This is a genomic window from Saccharopolyspora pogona, assembly GCF_014697215.1.
Lineage (GTDB): Bacteria > Actinomycetota > Actinomycetes > Mycobacteriales > Pseudonocardiaceae > Saccharopolyspora > Saccharopolyspora hattusasensis.
In genome coordinates this window covers 5272185-5289608 of record NZ_CP031142.1, presented here as the reverse complement: position 1 = coordinate 5289608, position 17424 = coordinate 5272185, and the positions used below count along the sequence as shown (strand labels likewise).

Annotated in this window: 14 protein-coding genes; 8 read left to right on the top strand and 6 right to left on the bottom strand. The window is 69.0% G+C overall.

Annotated features, from left to right (window positions below; translation table 11 throughout):
• Positions 1-300 precede the first annotated feature (300 nt).
• Both DL519_RS24325 and DL519_RS24320 read left to right on the top strand, forming a co-directional pair.
• Positions 301-1479, top strand: a complete 1179-nt coding sequence (locus DL519_RS24325; RefSeq protein ID WP_190818225.1) for a L,D-transpeptidase — start codon at positions 301-303, stop codon at positions 1477-1479.
• Positions 1480-1657: 178 nt separating this feature from the next.
• Positions 1658-2416, top strand: coding sequence for a sulfite exporter TauE/SafE family protein (locus tag DL519_RS24320; protein WP_190818223.1), 759 nt, complete (start codon positions 1658-1660; stop codon positions 2414-2416).
• Between the two features lie 52 nt (positions 2417-2468).
• On the opposite strand, the gene bcp is transcribed toward DL519_RS24320, so the two are convergent.
• Both bcp and DL519_RS24310 read right to left on the bottom strand, forming a co-directional pair.
• A complete protein-coding gene (gene bcp, locus DL519_RS24315) occupies positions 2469-2942 on the bottom strand; it encodes a thioredoxin-dependent thiol peroxidase (RefSeq protein ID WP_190818221.1) in 474 nt (157 codons plus the stop codon).
• 53 nt (positions 2943-2995) lie between these two features.
• Positions 2996-3163, bottom strand: a complete 168-nt coding sequence (locus tag DL519_RS24310; protein ID WP_190824635.1) for a hypothetical protein — start codon at positions 3161-3163, stop codon at positions 2996-2998.
• Positions 3164-3345: 182 nt separating this feature from the next.
• Here DL519_RS24310 and DL519_RS24305 point away from each other — a divergent pair, with 182 nt between their 5' ends.
• The 3 genes from DL519_RS24305 (at position 3346) to DL519_RS24295 (ending at position 6404) form a co-directional block, all read left to right on the top strand.
• On the top strand, positions 3346-5079 hold the full coding sequence (locus tag DL519_RS24305) for a pyruvate dehydrogenase (RefSeq protein WP_190818219.1): 1734 nt from the start codon (positions 3346-3348) through the stop codon (positions 5077-5079).
• Between the two features lie 281 nt (positions 5080-5360).
• Positions 5361-6212 carry a helix-turn-helix domain-containing protein gene (locus DL519_RS24300; RefSeq protein WP_168586833.1) on the top strand — a complete coding sequence of 284 codons (852 nt, stop codon included), beginning with the start codon at positions 5361-5363 and terminating at the stop codon, positions 6210-6212.
• A complete protein-coding gene (locus DL519_RS24295; protein WP_168586834.1) occupies positions 6213-6404 on the top strand; it encodes a DUF397 domain-containing protein in 192 nt (63 codons plus the stop codon). It abuts the gene before it with no gap.
• A gap of 61 nt (positions 6405-6465) precedes the next feature.
• Here DL519_RS24295 and DL519_RS24290 read toward each other — a convergent pair whose 3' ends face one another.
• From DL519_RS24290 to DL519_RS24280, 3 genes are all read right to left on the bottom strand, one after another.
• A complete protein-coding gene (locus DL519_RS24290; protein ID WP_190818217.1) occupies positions 6466-8016 on the bottom strand; it encodes a PH domain-containing protein in 1551 nt (516 codons plus the stop codon).
• Positions 8013-8552: a PH domain-containing protein gene (locus DL519_RS24285; protein WP_190818215.1), complete on the bottom strand. Its 540-nt coding sequence runs from the start codon at positions 8550-8552 to the stop codon at positions 8013-8015. Before DL519_RS24285 ends, DL519_RS24290 begins: the two co-directional genes overlap by 4 nt.
• 218 nt (positions 8553-8770) lie before the next feature.
• Complete coding sequence (locus tag DL519_RS24280; protein WP_190818213.1) at positions 8771-10243, bottom strand: ArnT family glycosyltransferase; 1473 nt, start codon at positions 10241-10243, stop codon at positions 8771-8773.
• A gap of 194 nt (positions 10244-10437) precedes the next feature.
• On the opposite strand from DL519_RS24280, the gene DL519_RS24275 reads away from it, so the two are divergent.
• The 3 genes from DL519_RS24275 to DL519_RS24265 all read left to right on the top strand — a co-directional run bounded on the left by DL519_RS24275 (position 10438) and on the right by DL519_RS24265 (position 14093).
• On the top strand, positions 10438-11700 hold the full coding sequence (locus tag DL519_RS24275; protein ID WP_223839482.1) for a sensor histidine kinase: 1263 nt from the start codon (positions 10438-10440) through the stop codon (positions 11698-11700).
• A complete protein-coding gene (locus tag DL519_RS24270) occupies positions 11693-12352 on the top strand; it encodes a response regulator (protein ID WP_190818209.1) in 660 nt (219 codons plus the stop codon). Before DL519_RS24275 ends, DL519_RS24270 begins: the two co-directional genes overlap by 8 nt.
• Positions 12353-13304: 952 nt before the next feature.
• Entirely contained in the window at positions 13305-14093 is a 789-nt protein-coding gene (locus tag DL519_RS24265; RefSeq protein WP_190818207.1) for a S1 family peptidase, read from the top strand.
• A gap of 48 nt (positions 14094-14141) precedes the next feature.
• Here DL519_RS24265 and ileS read toward each other — a convergent pair whose 3' ends face one another.
• Complete coding sequence (ileS, locus tag DL519_RS24260) at positions 14142-17273, bottom strand: isoleucine--tRNA ligase (protein ID WP_190818205.1); 3132 nt, start codon at positions 17271-17273, stop codon at positions 14142-14144.
• Positions 17274-17424: the final 151 nt, after the last annotated feature.

The following is a 17424-nucleotide window of genomic DNA, read 5'->3' as shown; positions in this document are numbered from 1 at the left end:
GTCGGGCCTCAGGTCTCCGCGTGACTGGCTGCCCTGGAAGCCGCTGGAGAAGGGGGCTGGGAGCTGGACTTCCGCGCGGGGCGGGTGGTATGGCTCGGCGGGCGTTGCGGTGGGCGCGGGGCGTGACGAAAGGTCGTGATCGAAAAACTCTCGGTAAATCAATACGGGGCAATTCCATTCAATTCGGATTTATTGTCCCCGTGCGATATCCCGCCGCTCTTGTCTTGTCGCACCCCGTAACCCGTGCGTGGCAGGTGAAACTACGCTTGTAGGTGGGGTGAGCAAATGAGACGAGGCAATATGCGGCAATTCGTCCGCTTTCGGGTGTGTGTTGCAGGTGTTGTTCTCGGGGCGTTGATCGGGGTGGCCGCGTGCTCTCCGGCCGGAGGCGGCGGGCAGGGCGCCGAGGCGCCTCCCAAGCCCGCGCCGGTCGTCGACATCACGGCCGCCGGGGGCGACCAGGTGAACCCGACTACGCCGATCGACGTGTCGGTCCACAACGGCAAGCTCACGGCCGTCACCGTGACCAATCCCGACGGCAAGCAGGTCGCCGGGCAGATGGCGGACGGTCAGGCGAGCTGGCGCACCACCGAGGTGCTCGCCTACGCCAAGGTCTACGACGTGACCGCGACGGTCGTCGACGGCGACGGGAAGACCAGCACTCAGCATAAGGCGATCCACACGCTCGCCCCCGCGGCGCAGGCGTACCCGAGCGTCGTCCCGGCGCCGTCGACCCACGACGTGGGTGTCGGTCAACCCATAGTCGTCCGGTTCGACCACTCCATCAAGGATCGCGCCGCCGCGGAGAAGGCGCTGCAGATCAGCAGCACCCCCAACCAGCCCGGGGGCTGGTACTGGCTTTCCGACAAGGAAGTGCACTACCGGCCGCAGAACTACTGGCAGCCGGGCACGAAGGTCTCGCTGAAGATCAACCTCTACGGCGTCGACCTGGGCGGCGGGGTGTACGGGCAGACCGACCGCAGCATCGACTTCGCGGTGCACGACTCCTGGATCGCGAAGGCGGACGGCAACACCGAGCAGATGCAGATCTTCCACAACGGTCAGCTCGTCAACACGATGCCCATCAGCATGGGCAAGGACGTCACCCCGACGCACCTCGGTGCGCACGTGATCTCGGACAAGCAGCAGAAGTACACGATGGACTCTTGCTCCTACGGGGTGTGCCCGCCCGATCCGAATGCGTACCGGTCCGACGAGTTCTTCGCCGAACGCATCTCCAACGACGGCGAGTTCGTCCACGAGAACCCGGCCAGCGTTGCCCAGCAGGGCAGTTCCAACGTCTCGCACGGTTGCATCAATCTTGACCAGGCCAACGCGCAGTGGTTCTTCGACCACTTCGGGCTCGGCGACGTCGTCGAGGTCGCCAACTCCGGTGGTCCGGCGTTGCCGGTGTGGGACACCTACGGCGACTGGTCGCTGTCCTGGGACAAGTGGAAGGCCGGTAGCGCCCTCCACTAGCGAATCCCGGAGCCCCAAGGCGGTTGGCAGGCGAGGTTCGATAACGGCGTTATGAAACGATAACGGCGTTACCGAACGGGGCAATGGTCCTCTCGGATCTGGTCGCCGCACCAGCGCGGTGTGATGCCGCTCGCCCCGGAGTGAACCTGAGTAGTTCCAGAAGCTAGCTTCAGAGGTCGTGTTCACAGATTGGCTCGAACTGGCGCTGCTCGTAGTCGTCGGCTTCCTGTCCGGCGCGATCAACGCCGTGGCCGGGGGCGGCTCGCTGCTGGTCTTCCCGGCCCTGCTGGCGACCGGAATGTCGCCGCTGGTGGCCAACGTGACCAACTCGGTGGCGCAGGGCCCCGGATTCGTCGGGGCCGCGATCAGCCAGCGCAAGGACCTCACCGGAACGCCGCGGCGGGTGTGGTTGACCACGGTGGCCGCGGCCGTCGGATCGGCGTTGGGCTGCGTGCTGCTGATGGTCCTGCCGGGCAAGGTCTTCGACGCCGTCGTGCCCGTGCTGGTGGGGTTGTCCGCCGTGCTGATGGCGTTCCAGAACACCATCCGCAAGTGGCTGGGCACGCCCGGCGAGGACGCTCCGGACCGCACCGTGCTGCTGACCGTCGGGATCTTCCTCGCCTCGATCTACGGCGGCTACTTCGGCGGCGCGCGCAGCGTCATCCTGATCGCGATCCTGGGGCTCGCCGCCACCGACAGCATGCGCCGGTTGAACGCGCTGAAGAGCTGGTTGGGCATGATCGGCAGCGCGGTCACGCTGATCGTCTATGCGCTGATCGCGCCGGTCGACTGGATCGCCGTGCTGATGCTGGTGCCGACCACGGTGCTGGGTGGTTTCGTCGGCGGCAAGCTCGCCCAGAAGCTGCCGTCGAACCTGCTGCGCTACCTGGTCGTCGTGATCGCCGCCGGGGTGGCGATCTACATGGCGCTTGACTAGCGCAGCGGAGGTCCGGTTGGGAGGGGCACCGGCCGAGTCGGTGCCCATTCGGTCAGACTCCGAGGTCCTTGCGGAGCCGGTCCACATGGCCGGTGGCCTTGACGTTGTACAGCGCCTTGGCGATCTTGCCCTCCGGGTCCACCACGAAGGTCGACCGGATCACGCCCTGCACGGTCTTGCCGTAGTTCTGCTTCTCGCCGAACGCGCCCCACGCCGTCATGACGGACCTGTCTTCGTCGGCCAGCAGCGGGAACGTCAGGCCCTCGGCGTCGCGGAAGCTCGCCAGCTTGGCCGGCTTGTCCGGGGAGATGCCGAGGATGTCGAAGCCCGCGTCGCCCAGCACCGCCAGGCTGTCGCGGAAGTCGCAGGCCTGTTTGGTGCAGCCGGGCGTGCTCGCCGCCGGGTAGAAGTAGACCACCACGGACCGGCCCCGGTAGTCGCTCAGCGCCACGGTGTTGCCGTCGGCGTCCTGCAGGGAGAACTCGGGTGCCTTGTCGCCTGTCGAGAGTCGGTTCTGTTCGCTCATGCTCCCGACGCTAGCCGATGCTCCCGACCCGTTCGTGGGCGGTGAAGCGACGATCACTCCGACCGGAGCTCGCCGCTGGCGGGGATCAGCTGGGAGACCTGGGTGATCCGCGGTTGGGCGGGGGCTCGGTCCGTTGTCGCGATGAATCCGCCGACGAGCAGTCCGGCGACCGCCGAGGCGGTCACTGCCAGCGCGCAGGTGGTGTATAGGCGGATGGACACCGCGATTCCCTTCGGGTGGCTGGGATTCCGGCGATCGAAGCCGACGTGGACCTGATCGACTTTTTCGCCTGGTTCGTTACCGGCGTCCCTCGAAAGGGTGATCACGGATTTCGAGTTGCGGGCCGTGAGCACCCCGCGTAGACGGGAGTGGCCGTGCCCCCACCGACTGCCGGAGGATCACAATGCCCACCGTCGCCGACCAGTTCATCGAAGTGCTCGTGCAAGCCGGGGTCCGGCGGATCTACGGCATCGTCGGGGACAGCCTCAATCCGGTGGTCGATGCGGTCCGCCGCACCGAGGGCATCGAGTGGGTCCACGTGCGCCACGAGGAGGCAGCGGCCTTCGCCGCCGGGGCGGAAGCGCAGCTGACCGGGCGGCTCGCGGTGTGCGCGGGCAGTTGCGGACCGGGCAACCTGCACCTGATCAACGGCTTGTTCGACGCGCACCGCAGCGGGGCTCCGGTGCTGGCGCTCGCGTCGCACATCCCGTCCGAGCAGATCGGGACCGGGTTCTTCCAGGAAACCCACCCCGAGGAACTGTTCGACGAGTGCAGCCACTTCTGCGAGCTGCTGTCGCAGCCCGAGCAGATGCCGCGCCTGCTGCGCACCGCGATCCAGACCGCTGCCGGTCGGCGCGGCGTTTCCGTGCTGGTGCTGCCCGGTGACGTCGCGCAGAAGTCCGCGGTCCGTCCCACCGGCCACGGGATCGTCGAGTGCGAACCACCGGTGGTGGTGCCGTCCGAGGACCAGGTGGCCGCGTTCGCCGACAAGCTGAACGGCGCGGAGCGGCCGATGTTCTTCTGCGGCGCGGGAACCCGCGGCGCGCACCGGGCAGTCATGGAACTCGCCGGGCGGTTGAACGCTCCGGTCGGGCATGCGCTGCGCGGCAAGGAGTGGATCCAGTACGACAACCCCTTCGACGTCGGGATGAGCGGCCTGCTCGGCTACGGCGCCTGCTACGACGCGATGCACCGCGCGGACCTGGTCGTGCTGCTGGGCACCGACTTCCCCTACGACAACTTCCTGCCGCAGGCCAACACCGTGCAGGTCGACATCGAGCCCGCCCACCTCGGGCGGCGCACGGTGCTGGACCTGGCCGTGCACGGTGATGTCGGGGAAACCATCCGCGCCGTTCTGCCGCGCGTTCCGCAGAAGTCGGACCGGTCCTTCCTGGACCGGATGCTGCGTGAGCATGCCGGCCAGTTGGAGCGCGTCGTGGACGCCTACACGCGCAACGTCGAGACGCAGGTGCCGATCCACCCGGAGTACGTCGCGGACGTGCTCGACGACCTCGCCGCGGACGACGCGGTGTTCACAGTGGACACCGGGATGTGCAACGTGTGGGCGGCCCGCTACATCACGCCGAACGGGCGGCGGCGGGTGCTCGGTTCCTTCGTGCACGGTTCGATGGCCAACGCGTTGCCGCAGGCCATCGGGGCGCAGATCGCCGAGCCGGGACGCCAGGTGATCTCGATGTCCGGGGACGGCGGGCTGTCGATGCTGCTCGGCGACCTGCTGACGCTGCGCACCCATCGGCTGCCGGTGAAGGTCGTGGTGTTCAACAACTCATCGCTGGGCATGGTGAAGCTGGAGATGCTGGTCGACGGGCTGCCCGACTTCGGCACCGACCACGACCACGTCGACTTCGCCGCGCTCGCGGCCGCCGCCGGGATGCACTCGGTGCGGGTGGAGAAGCCCGGCGAGGTGCGCGATGCCCTGGCCGACGCGTTGCGCAGCCCGGGGCCGGCGCTTGTGGACGTGGTGACCGACCCCAATGCGCTGTCGATCCCGCCGCGGATCACCGGTGACCAGGTGAAGGGCTTCGCGCTCGCGGTCAGCCGCACGGTGCTCTCCGGCGGAGTGGGCAAGATGGTGCAGCTCGCGCGCAGCAACCTGCGCAACGTGCCGCGGCCGTAAGCCGGCGTTCGCGGCCGGGCGGCGCCTCGACCTGGGGCGCCGGCTGGTCGCCGCCCATGAACCGGCGGCGTCGCGCGTCGGTTTCGTTTGCCCGCCAACACAACGCGAGCACCGTCCAATGCGGCGCGGAACGAGCCCGCGGCAACCCGTTCCGCCGGTGAACCGCGTTCTGCGGAGTGCATTCAGCCATTCGCCCTATTCACCGGAATAGTCGGGTGGTCGATTTCTGTACGGGTGATGGGGTGGTGACGCAACGTGGAGAGCCGTGGAGGATGTAGATCATGACAGTCAGTCCCACGGTGCGTCGTCGTCGCCTTGCCGCCGAGTTGCGCCGCCTGCGGGCGCAGGCCGAGGTCACCCAGCAGCAGGCCGCCACCCACCTCGGCTGCACGCAAGCGAAAATCGGACGATTCGAAACCGCGAAGCGGTCCCCATCGGTCGGCGACGTCTCCGCTTTGCTGGATTTCTACGGGGTGGACGGCGCCGAGCGGGACCAGCTGATCAACCTGGTGCGGGACGCCCGGAAGCGGGGCTGGTGGCATTCCTACAGCGACGTCCTGCCGGAGTGGTACGAAACCTACGTCGGGTTGGAAGCCGAAGCGTCTTCAATTCATACGTACGAGTCCGAGGCCATCCCGGGATTGCTCCAAACACGCGAGTATGCGCATGCGTTGACCAAAGCGACGCTCATTCGAGCGGACGATTCCGAAATTACCCGGAGGGTCGATCTGCGGATTCAGCGCCAGCAGCGGGTCGTCGGCCCGAACCCGCTAGTAGAGTTGTGGGCGGTCGTGGGGGAATCGGCCTTGCGGCGCTGCGTCGGGGGCAACGGGGTGCTGCGCCGGCAGCTGGAGCACGTGCTCAAGCTGGTGGAAATGCCGCACGTAACGCTGCAGGTGATGCCGCTGGACGCGGGTGCCCATCCGGCCCAGGCCGGCCCGTTCGTTATCCTCCGCTACTCGAATCACATCGATCCCGATGTGGTTTATCTGGAAACCCATGTGGGCGGGCTTTACCTCGAAAGGGAGATCGAGCTGTCTAACTACGTCATCATGATGGACCATTTACGGGCGCATGCGGTAGATCCGGAAGGTTCCGTTCAACTCATCCAACAACGCATAGGAGAGCTGTAGATGGCAAACATCACCGACTGGCGCACCAGCACCCGGACCCAGGGCCAGGGCCAGTGCGTCGAAGTCGGCTTCGGGGCTGACTGCGTCGGGGTTCGCGACACCAAGAACCGAGCCGCCGGTCAGATAACCGTTGCGGTGCCACGCTGGCACGAGTTCGTCCGCGGCCTGAAGCACGGCAGCTTCGGCTCCTGACGGGTAGTGGCTCCGCTCACCACCGGAGCGGAGCCACCAACAACCGGAACCGCTCGACGGGTCAGCCCCGCTGGAGGAACGGCGCCAGCAGTCCCGGCACTGCTTCCTCCGCCATCGCCAGGCCAGCTTCGGTGCTGACGTCGTGCACCTCGTAGATGCTGTTCCCGGCGGCCGTCGTCGCCCCGATGCTCATCAGGTTCGAGCGCCGTTGGAAAACGGTCCGGGTGATGCGCCAGCCGATGATCCCGTCGCGCTGCAGGACGACCGTGCGGCGAATTCCGGTGCCGGATCGCGCGATCAGGTAGCGATCGTCGACCCGGTGGCCGAGGCTCCGGTAGGCATCCACCGCGAAACCGAGCGCCATCGCTACCGCGACCACCCCCACTGCCGCGGGCACGGCTGCCGGCACCCATCCGGTCATCGCGGCCACCACGGCCGCCGCGATGAACGGCACCGCCGCCACGAGAGCCCAGGTGATGCGCCGCCGCAGCGCGGCCCGCGGATGCCGCCGCAATTCGCCTTCGGTGGGCGGCCTTCCCTCCCGCAGGACCTCGGCAGCCACCCGTTGCGCTTCCGCGCGGGGCGCCGGCGGCAGCAGCGTCTTGTTGTCCGGCTGGTGCTCTTCCTGCTTCTGGTTCAGCCCGGTGGCCACGGCGTGCAGCCGCGCCCCGCGGGCCCAGCGCAGCAGCAGCGGTTCCGAGAGCTCGACGCCGCGCAGGCGGCGTTCCTCCAGCGAGACCGACCGGGTGGTGAGCAGGCCGCGCTTCACCCGCAGCGTGTCGCCCCGCTCCCGGGTCAGCCGGAAGCCCCACCACATCTCCACGGACAACGCGATGGCGCCGAGCACGCCCACCACCAGGGCGATGACGAGTCCGGCCGCGATCACCAGCCACAGCGACGACACCAGCACGGCGTGCGCGACGGAGTCGAAGAAGCCGAAGGCCTTCAGCAGTTCGCTGAACGATCCGACGGCCGAGCCGATCGCGCCCCAGACGATCAGCACGAACGAGAAGGTCAGCGCGGAGTAGCGGAACCATGCGGGGTTGAGGCGGACGAGCACGGCCTCGCCCGGCTCGGCGCTCGCCGCAGCGGTGCCCGCCGCGATGTGCGGCACGGTGACCGGAGCGCCGTGCGGCGCGGTGTCCGAAATGGATGGTCCGCCGAACAGCAGTTCCAGGCGCAGGGATTCGGCGTGGTGACGGGAGATCGCGTCGAGCTTGAGATCGTTGCCCTCGCTCGCCTGGCCGCCGGTGCCGATCTTGACGGTGGTGACCCGGAACAGCCGGTGGCTCGGGTCCGCCGTGAGGTCCACGCTGCGGATCCGCTCGCGCGGGATCCAGCGGTGGTTGCGGGTCAGCACGCCGTGGCGCAGCTCGAAGCGCTCCTCGGTGATCCGGTACCAGGTGAGCCACCACTCGACCGCGGTGTACCCGGCGATCAGCACCGCGATGCCGACCCAGATCAGCGCGGTGATCAGCAAGGTTGCCGGCTTGGCGTTGGACAGGAGCATGACCGCCGCGGCCGGCACCAGCGGCGCCAGCACCAGGGTGGCGGCCGCCGCGATGGTCTTCGGGTCCAGACGCCGCCACTGCCCGTCGATGACGCTGCTCATGTGGCATCCCCCGGGGTGGCCTGCGTGGTGGCCGTTAACTGCTCGACGAGCGCCGCCGCCACCTCCCGGTCCAGGCCGTCGATCGTCAGCGGGCCGGCGGCGGACGCGGTGGTGACCGTGACGCTGGACAGGTTGAACAGCTGCTGGATCGGGCCCCGCACGGTGTCCACGGTCTGGATCCGCGACATCGGCGCGATGCGCCATTCCTGGCGCAGCCAGCCCGCTGCGGTGTAGACGGCGTCCTCGGTGGTTTCCCAGCGGTGCACGCGGTACCGCCACTGCGGCATCACCAGCGTGTAGGGCGCCCCCAGCGCGGCGACCACGACCAGCGCGAGCACCAGCCAGAACCGCGCGGGTGGGATGAACACCGCCGTGATCGCCAGCGCGACCAGCAGCGGGACGACGAGGATCAGGGCTTGCACCGTCCACCAGCCGATGGCGCGGCGCTCGACCCGGTTGCGCGGCGGCCGAAGCCGCAGCCCGGGGGAGTTCGGATTCGTCGGGGTGGCCACTGTCGGCCCCTCTCTGTTTCGCATTGGTCAAGAACCTGTCTCCGACCGTGTTTTGGGTGGCGGTGCGGGTAGCGGACCTCGGACGCCGGCTGATCTCCGTCCTACGCAAGTTCCATTGAAATCGGACCTTCGATTTCAATGGAACTTGCGGCCCGGCCCCCCTTCCCGCACACGCACACGCACACGCACACGCACTGACGCCATTGTCGCAGCGCGCGGCCCCGGGAATCGCCAGCCGCGGCTCAAAGGGACTTGAGCTGTGGCCAGATCTCCGCCCAGGTTCCGCGTTTTCCGGTGCAGAGCCAAATCGGGACCTCGCCGTTGCCCACCTGCCGGACCTCGGCGAACTGCTGCCGCAGCGCCGTCGAGTCGCCGACGACGAGCACGGACTCGATCTGCTCGGTCGGCGGCGGGAAGTAGCCGTAACCGCGGTGCGGGCTGAAGACCTCCGGCAATTCGTGTTGCGCCCCACCGACTTCGAGCATCGCGGCGATGACGTAGCTGTCGCCCATGACCGCGGTGTGCGACCGCTGTTCCGGCGGCAGCGCAGCGTAGGCGGCAGAGGCATCGCGGGCCAGCGAATCGGCCGTCGGAACCCCGAACATCGACGTCATCATCACGGACACCGACAGCATGTATCCCGCCGCCGCGGCCGAAAGCGCGTACACCGGCCAAGCCGTCCAGCCGAACCGGGTTCGCCGGGACTCCCGGCGCCGCTGGAACCCCACGGCCCCGGCGGCGATCGACACGCCGTAGAGGCCGATCAGGTAGTACGGCCGCGCGGCGGTCGCGACGAAGAAGACGTACAGCAGCAAGGTCGTGATGGCGAGGAACCGGTACGAGCGCAGCTCGGGGTTGCGCAGGAGCCGCCACAGCCCGAACAGGAACAGCGCGGCGCCTGCGACGCCGGCGTAGAGCACCATGTCCACGGCGGTTCCGCTGCGGCCCCCGGACAGCATCGGCGACTCTTCCGCGACGACCGCGCCCATCTGCAGCTGCGGCCAACCGTGCAGCGCCTGCCAGAGCACCGTCGGCACGGCGATCACCGCCGCGATGCCGACGCCGCCCCAGAACTTCGGCCGGCGCAGGACGTCCCGCGGGCCGACCAGGAGAACGCTGATCAGCAGCGCCACGCACAGGATCGCGACCTGGAACTTCAACTGCATGTTGATGCCGAGCAGCACGCCGAAAAGCAGCAGCAGCCGATCATCGGGTTGGCCCAGATCGCGCAGCCGAACCCAGCGCACCAGCGTCCACGTGAGCAGCAGCCACAGCAGCGGTTCGAACGTGTAGGGCGTGATCCAGTGCCCGACCAGCGCGGTCCACAGGCCGGTGGCGCCGGCCCCGGCGGCCAGCGTCTGGGCCCGCCGGTCGCCGCCGAACTCGCGGGCGAGCAGCGCGGTCAGCACGACCAGCGCGGCGGTCGCGAGCACCGCGGGCAACCGGAGCACGAGCATCGACCCCGGTGCGATCCAGTCCATCGCCGCGGCGATCAGCGGTGCCAGCGGCGGCTGGTCGACGTAGCCCCAGTCCAGGTGGTGCTTCCCGGCCGCGAGCATGTACGCCTCGTCGATCCAGAAGCCCCCGAACGGGCTGAACGCCAGCTGGGCGGCCGCGACGAGGCCGGCGATGGTGAACACCGGCCACTTCGCGAGCGGCGGCGGTCCGGGTTCGGCAGGCGGTGCTGGCTGCGGGCTTAACAGCTCGGCGCGCATCGTTCCCCCAGGTCTCGGTTGGAGTGTGCACCCATTGAACCCGGGTTGATCATTTCGGCGACACCGCGCTTGGTAGCGGTTCCACGGGCCGAAAGTTGTGCCGCCCGGCGGCAGGCGCAACTTTCGTATCTGCCTCGTGGCCGCGAGTGGGTACTTCGCCGATTCCCAACACGCGGTTAACTACGGTGGTCCACGTGAAGCGCCCGTTGTGGCGGCTGCTGTGGAACTCCAAGCGGGAAGCCGCGTTCGACGTCGGCCTCGTGATCGGATTGCACCTGCTCGGCCGCGTCCTCGAAGCCCTCTTCCTCCCGGAAACCCCGCCCGAGGCGTACGACTGGGTCGGCGGGCTTTGGCTGAACGACCTGCTCATGACAGGGTTGTTGCTGTCGTTGCTGGTCAGGCGGCGCTTCCCGGTGTCGGTCATGGCATTCAGCACGGCGCTGTCGATCGCGCAGGTGCTGCTGATCGAGGCCGGGCCGGGGCCGCTGCTCGCGATCAACCAGAACAGCGATCCGTGGATCCCGGGCCTCACGCCGTGGGTCATCTACGCCGTCGCGGCCTACGCGCGGGGCCGCGTCAGGCAGTTCTTTGCCTGGGACATGGTGGCCATCACCACCGTGCTCGCGGTCCGCCCCTGGGAGCAGTTGAACGGCGACGTCATCGTCGTGGGGGTCGTCTGGACGATCCTCCCGGCCGTCCTGGGCCTCTACATCGGCGCTCGGCGCCGCCTGGTGCTGGCGTTGCGGGAACGCGTCGAGCGGGTCGAGTACGAGCAGGAACTGCTCACCGAGCAGGCCCGGGCCGACGAGCGGACCCGGTTGGCGACCGAGATGCACGACGTCGTCACGCACCGGGTCAGCCTCATGGTGCTGCAGGCGGGTGCGCTGGGGATCGCGGCGAACGACCCGGAGACCAGGCGGGCGGCGGAGGAGCTGCGCACCAGCGGCTGCGCGGCGTTGGAGGAGCTGCGGGACCTCGTCGGCGTGCTGCGGCACGGCGCGGCGGACGAGGACGGCCTGCCGGACGCGACCCCGCCGACCGAGGTGCCCGACCTGACGGAGCTGATCGGGCAGTCCGAGGCCGTCGGCGTGCCGGTGAAGTTCACTGTGGACGGTGCTGCGGCGATGGTCTCGGCGGCGGTCGGGCGGACCGCCTACCGCGTCGTGCAGGAGGCGCTGACTAACGTCCACAAGCACGCGTTCGGGGCCCGGGTGAGCGTGCACGTGATCTACAGCGACGACCGGTTGCGGTTGGTCATCCGCAACACCGAGCCGCCGGGCCGCGCCGCCGCGGACCTGGCGGGCAGCGGATCGGGGTCCGGGCTGCTGGGGCTGCAACAGCGGGTGGAACTGGTCGGCGGTACGTTCCACGCCGGGCGCGGTGCCGACGGCGGCTTCGAGGTGGACGTGGTGCTGCCTGCGTACGTGCCCACTGGGGAGGCGGTCGGCGATGAGTGATCCGATCCGGGTCGTCGTGGTGGACGACGAGCCGATGCTCTGCGCGCACCTGCGCACCATCCTCGGCTCCGCGGACGACATCGAGGTGGTCGACGACGCGCAGGACGTCGCGGCGGCCGTCGAATGCGTGGTGCGGCACCGGCCCAACGTGGTGCTAATGGACCTGCGGATGCCCGGCGTGGACGGACTGACCGGCATCGAACGCATCTGCAAGCTGCCGGACCCGCCGGCCGTGGTCGCGCTGACGACCTTCGACGCCGACAAGTACGTGCTGCGCGCGTTGCGGGCCGGGGCGGCGGGGTTCCTGGTCAAGTCGACGCCGCCGGAGGACCTGATCGGGCTGGTGCGGGTCGCCGCCGACGGGCACACGGTGCTCTCCAAGGAGGCGAAGAAGCGGCTGCTCGCGGCCTCCGCCGACGAGCAGAACACCCGGCAGCGGGCCGTGGCACTGGTGCGGGACCTCACCGATCGCGAGATCGAGGTGCTCACCTGCCTGGGGCAGGGGCTGTCCAACGCGCAGATCGCCGAACGCCTCTACCTGTCGGAGGCGACGGTGAAGAGCTACGTGTCGCGGATGCTGGTGAAGCTGTCCTGCGCGAACCGGCTCCAGGCCGGGCTGCTCGCCTACGACGCGGGCCTGGTGCCGAGGTAGTCCGCCCGGTCCCAGCAGCGGTTACGCCGAGAGGTTCAACGTTCAACCGAGCGGGCTGCGCCGATTGGCTCTGGAAAATTCCGCCGAAGATTGTGTAAACCATGACGTAGCACGTTCCGATCAAGGCGGTCGGGGCCTTGGAGCGTGCTTGCCATCGGTTCGGGGATCGATGGCGAACACCGGTCGGAGGGGTCCGGCCGAGGTTGAGGTGTCCCCGGTGCAAATCGGGGTGCACCGGGGACACTTCCAGTTCTCGGTGATTCCAGCCTCGTCCTGCTCGGCGGTGCAGGCGGCGGAATCTCAGACGCCGCCTGGTCTCCGGGATCCCCGATTTGCGTATGACCAATGCGCGGCTTCGGGACTGGCCCCACCAAGCGCCCCGACGGGGTGGGCACGGGCCGAGAACCCACGGCGGTGCGAGTTGCGAGGGTGGCTAAGCGCCTTCGGCGCCAGCGGGGGCTTTCGACGTGCGGTGTCGCTTGTCGCGGTGCTGTTTCTCGCGTGGCAAAGAGAAAGCGGCTGCGCCGTTTGCCCGACGTTGGCCGGTTGCGCAGTGGGCGTTGCGGCTTCGGTCTTGCTGTGGTTTGAGTTCGTGCGGCGTTAGCGGACTCGGTGACGCTGCATGCCCTGCTCGTCCTTGCCTGGTTTTGCGGTGGGTGCGGAGTGTTCGCCGGGGCCTCTGAACTCTGGGCCGTGCGGGCGATTGGGCTTCGGCGGGTGCCTTGGCCGTGCGGGATCTGCTCGTGGGCAACGGGAAGCGGTCGTCGCCGGCCTTCGAGTTGTGGAAAGTGGTTGTGCGGACTGGTTAAAACGGCAAAATCGGAGGCTATCCCGGCAGGTGTGGGCGCCGTTATCGTTTCGATCAAGTTCGTCGCTGTGCGTAACGGACCCGAGGGAAAGGCAGGCCGCCGGGCCTGATGCGCAGCGACCCTTGGGACAAGGAGAAGCAACGATGGTCGATGCCCCACGTCACCTGGCCCGGCTCGCCGGAGTCACCGCGATCGCCGTCGCCGCGCTCACCACGACCTCCGTCGCGCAAGCGCAGCCGTCGGACGTCATCACGTACATCGTCGGCGGCGAAGACGCCAACATCGCCGACCACCAGTTCACCGTCGCGCTGGTGACCCCGAGCGGCCAGCAGTTCTGCGGTGGCTCGCTGGTGGCCCCGAACAAGGTGCTCACCGCCGCGCACTGCACCGTCGGCTCGCAGCCGGCCGACATCAACGTGGTCAGCGGCCGCACCGTGATCAGCTCGGACGAGGGCACCGTTTCGAAGGTGACCGACGTCTGGGTGCACCCCGAATTCCAGGGCGCCTCGCGGGGCTTCGACGTCTCGGTGCTCACCCTCGAAGCGCCGGTGCAGGAGGCACCGATCGAGCTGGCCAAGGCCGATGACCCGGGCTATGCGCCGGACACCCCGGCGACCATCCTGGGCTGGGGCAACACCTCCGAGGGCGGCCAGCAGGCCGACAACCTGCAGAAGGCCACCGCGCCGGTGACCTCCGACGACACCTGCAAGGGCGCGTACGGCGAGTACAACCCGGACGCCATGGTGTGCGCCGGGGTGCCGGAAGGCGGCGTGGACACCTGCCAGGGCGACTCGGGCGGCCCGATGGTCGTGGAGAACAAGCTGATCGGCGTCACCTCGTGGGGCGAGGGTTGCGCCCGCCCGGGCAAGCCGGGTGTGTACGCCCGCGTCGGCACGTACTACGACGACATCCAGGCGCAGATCGGTTCCTGACCGACCAGCACCGGCCGAAGGCCGTGGGTGGTTCGCCGCCCACGGCCTTCACTGCGCTTTGCGCAACCACACCGCCAGGTCGAGCTCGGGTTCGGCGTGCTCGACGAATTCCTCGGGGGCGCTGGCGGTCTCGGCGACGTCGACGGCCAGGACGGCGGCGGCGATCTCGTCGGCGTGCGCCAGCAGCGCCTCGCGGAGTTCGCCGGTCGCCCGCCAGCGCAGCGCGATCCGGTCCGCGATGTCGAGCCCGTCCTGCTTGCGGCAGTCCTGCACGAAGCGGATCGCCTCGCGGGCCAGCCCCGCGCGCTTGAGTTCCGGGGTGATCGAGGTGTCCAGCGCGATGATCATCCCGCGCTGCGACTCCACCACCCAGCCGGTACGCGGAACCTCGCTGATGATCACGTCATCGCTGGTGAGCGGCTCGGTCTTGCCGTCGACTTCGATCGCGGCGCGCCCCGTCGAGCGCAGTTCCCGGGCCAGCGCGGCCGGATCCGCGGCGTTGACCGCCGCCGCGGCCTGCTGGGTGCGGTTGCCGAATCGCTTTCCCAAGGCCCGGAAGTCCGGCTTCACCGACACGTCCAGCACTTCGCCCGCTGCGTCGAGCGGCTCGATGCGCCGCACGTTCAGCTCCTCGGCGAGGTCGGCGAGCAGCTCCGGCGGCAACGCGGCACTGACCAGCGCGCGGCCCAGCGGCTGGCGTACCTTGATGCCGCTGCTCTTGCGCGCCGCGCGGCCGGCTTCGGCGAGCTGGCGCTCGGTGTCCACTTGGGACAGCAGGGCGCCGTCGACCAGCGCCAGATCCGGGACCGGCCAGGCCGCCAGGTGCACCGACTCCGGCGCCTCGGGTGCCCCGGGGCGGACGACGTCCTGCCACACCCGCTCGGTGATGAAGGGCACGAACGGCGCGAGCAGCCTCGTGAGCACGTTCAGGCAGTCGTACAGGGTGCTCAGGGCGTTGACGTCGCCGTCCCAGAACCGCTGCCGCGAGCGGCGGACGTACCAGTTCGACAGGTCGTCGACGAACTCCGCCAGCGCCCGACCGGCGCCCGCGGTGTCGTAGGCCTCCAACCGCACGTCGACCTGCCCGGCGAGCCGGTTGAGCTTGGCGAGCACCCAGCGGTCGAGGATCGGGCGCTCGGCGGGCGGATCGGCATCCGCCGGGATCCAGTCGACGAGCGAGGCGTAGCGGGTGAAGAACGACGCGGTGTTCCAGTACGTCATGAGCACCTTGCGGACGATCTCCTGCAGCGGCCCGTGCCCCACCCGCCGCGCCGACCAGGGCGAACCGGTGCAGAGCATGAACCACCGCAGGGCATCGGCGCCGTGGGCCTCCATCAGCGGCAGCGGCTCCAGCACGTTGCCGAGGTGCTTGCTCATCTTCCGGCCGTCCTCGGCCATGATGTGCCCCAGGCACACCACGTTCTCGTACGCCGAGCGGTCGAACAGCAGCGTCCCGACCGCCATCAGCGTGTAAAACCAGCCGCGGGTCTGGTCGATCGCCTCGCAGATGTACTGCGCCGGGTAGCTTTTCGCCAGCTCCGCGGCGCTGCCCGGGGCGTGCGGGTAGCCGAGCTGGGCGAAAGACATCGAGCCCGAGTCGAACCACGCGTCGATGACCTCCGGCACCCGCGCGGCCGAACGCCCGCAGGCCGGGCAGGGGAACTCGATCTCGTCGAGGTAGGGCCGGTGCGGGTCCAGCTCGGTGAAGTCCTGGCCGGTCAGCTCGCCGAGCTCGGCGCGGGAACCGACCGCGGTGACGTGGTTCTCCGGGCACCGCCACAGCGGCAGCGGCGTGCCCCAGTAGCGGCTGCGCGACAGCGCCCAGTCGACGTTGTTGTCCAGCCAGTTGCCGTAGCGGCCGTGCTTGACGTTCTCCGGGAACCAGTTCGTGCGCTCGTTCTCGCGTTGCAGCGCCTCCCGGATAGCCGTGGTCCGGATGTACCAGGACAGCTGCGCGTAGTACATCAGCGGCGTGTGGCAGCGCCAGCAATGCGGGTACGGGTGCTCGAAAGTGCTGTAGCGCAACAGCAAATCGCGGTGCTGGAGGTCTTCGACGAGGACCGCGTCGGCGTCCTTGAAGAACATGCCACCGACCAGCGGGACGTCCTCGGAGAACCGGCCGTTGCCGCCGATCGGGTTCACCACCGGGAGGTCGTTCTCGCGGCAGACGGCGAGGTCGTCGGCGCCGAAGGCCGGTGCCTGGTGCACCAGGCCGGTGCCGTCCTCTGTGGACACATACGCGGCGAGCACGACGCGGTGCGCGTCCGGGATGTCGATCAGGCCGAACGGCCGCCGGTACCGCAACCAGGCCAGCTCGGTGCCCGGTAGCGTCGCGAGCACCTCGCCGTCCTCGCCCAGCACCGCCTCGACCAGCGGTTCGGCCACCACGAAGGTGCCGTGCACGGTGCGCACCACCTGGTAGTCGACCGCCGGGTGGACCGCGACCGCGGTGTTGGACACCAGCGTCCACGGCGTGGTCGTCCAGATCAGCAGCTCGACGTTGTGGTGCCCGGCGACCGGACCGTCGACCGGAAACCGCACGTAAACCGACGGGTCGTGCACGTTCTCGTAGCCCTGCGCGACCTCGTGGTCGGACAGCGTCGTCTCGTCCCGCGGGCAGTACGGGGCCACCCGGTAGTCCTCGACCAGCAGGCCGGCGGTGAAGATCTGCTTCAGCGCCCACCACACGCTGTCCACGTAGCCCGGCGACATCGTCCAGTACGCTTCGGACAGGTCGATCCAGTAACCTATCCGCCTCGTCACGGCCTCGAACTCGCCGACGTAGCGCTGCACCGACTCCCGGCAGCGGGCGTTGAACTCGGCGACGCCGATGCGCTCGATGTCCGGCTTGCCGCTGATGCCGAGTTCCTTCTCCACGGCAAGTTCCACCGGCAGCCCGTGGCAGTCCCAGCCCGCGCGGCGCGGGACGGAGAAGCCCTTCATCGTCTTGAACCGCGGGAAGACGTCCTTGAACGCCCGCGCCTCGACGTGGTGCGTGCCGGGGGTCCCGTTCGCCGTCGGCGGGCCCTCGTAGAACACCCAGCGCGGACCGCCCGCCGACTGGGCGAGGCTGCGCTCGAACACCTCGCGGGCGCGCCACCACTCGATGATCTGCCGCTCCACCGCGGGCAGTTCGATCGTGGGTGCGACTGGCCGAAACGGCGTACCCGGCTGGTTCATCTTGTGTAGGTGGCGGAGACCCCCGGCTTTAGCCGTGGAGAGGAGCCACCCCACCTCCCTTCGTGAGTTACACTGATCAAGCCTTTACAGGGTGTTCCCGCAGAATGTGGGACGTGGCCTGTGGAGCGGGTGTAAGACCTCTGGGCGCTTC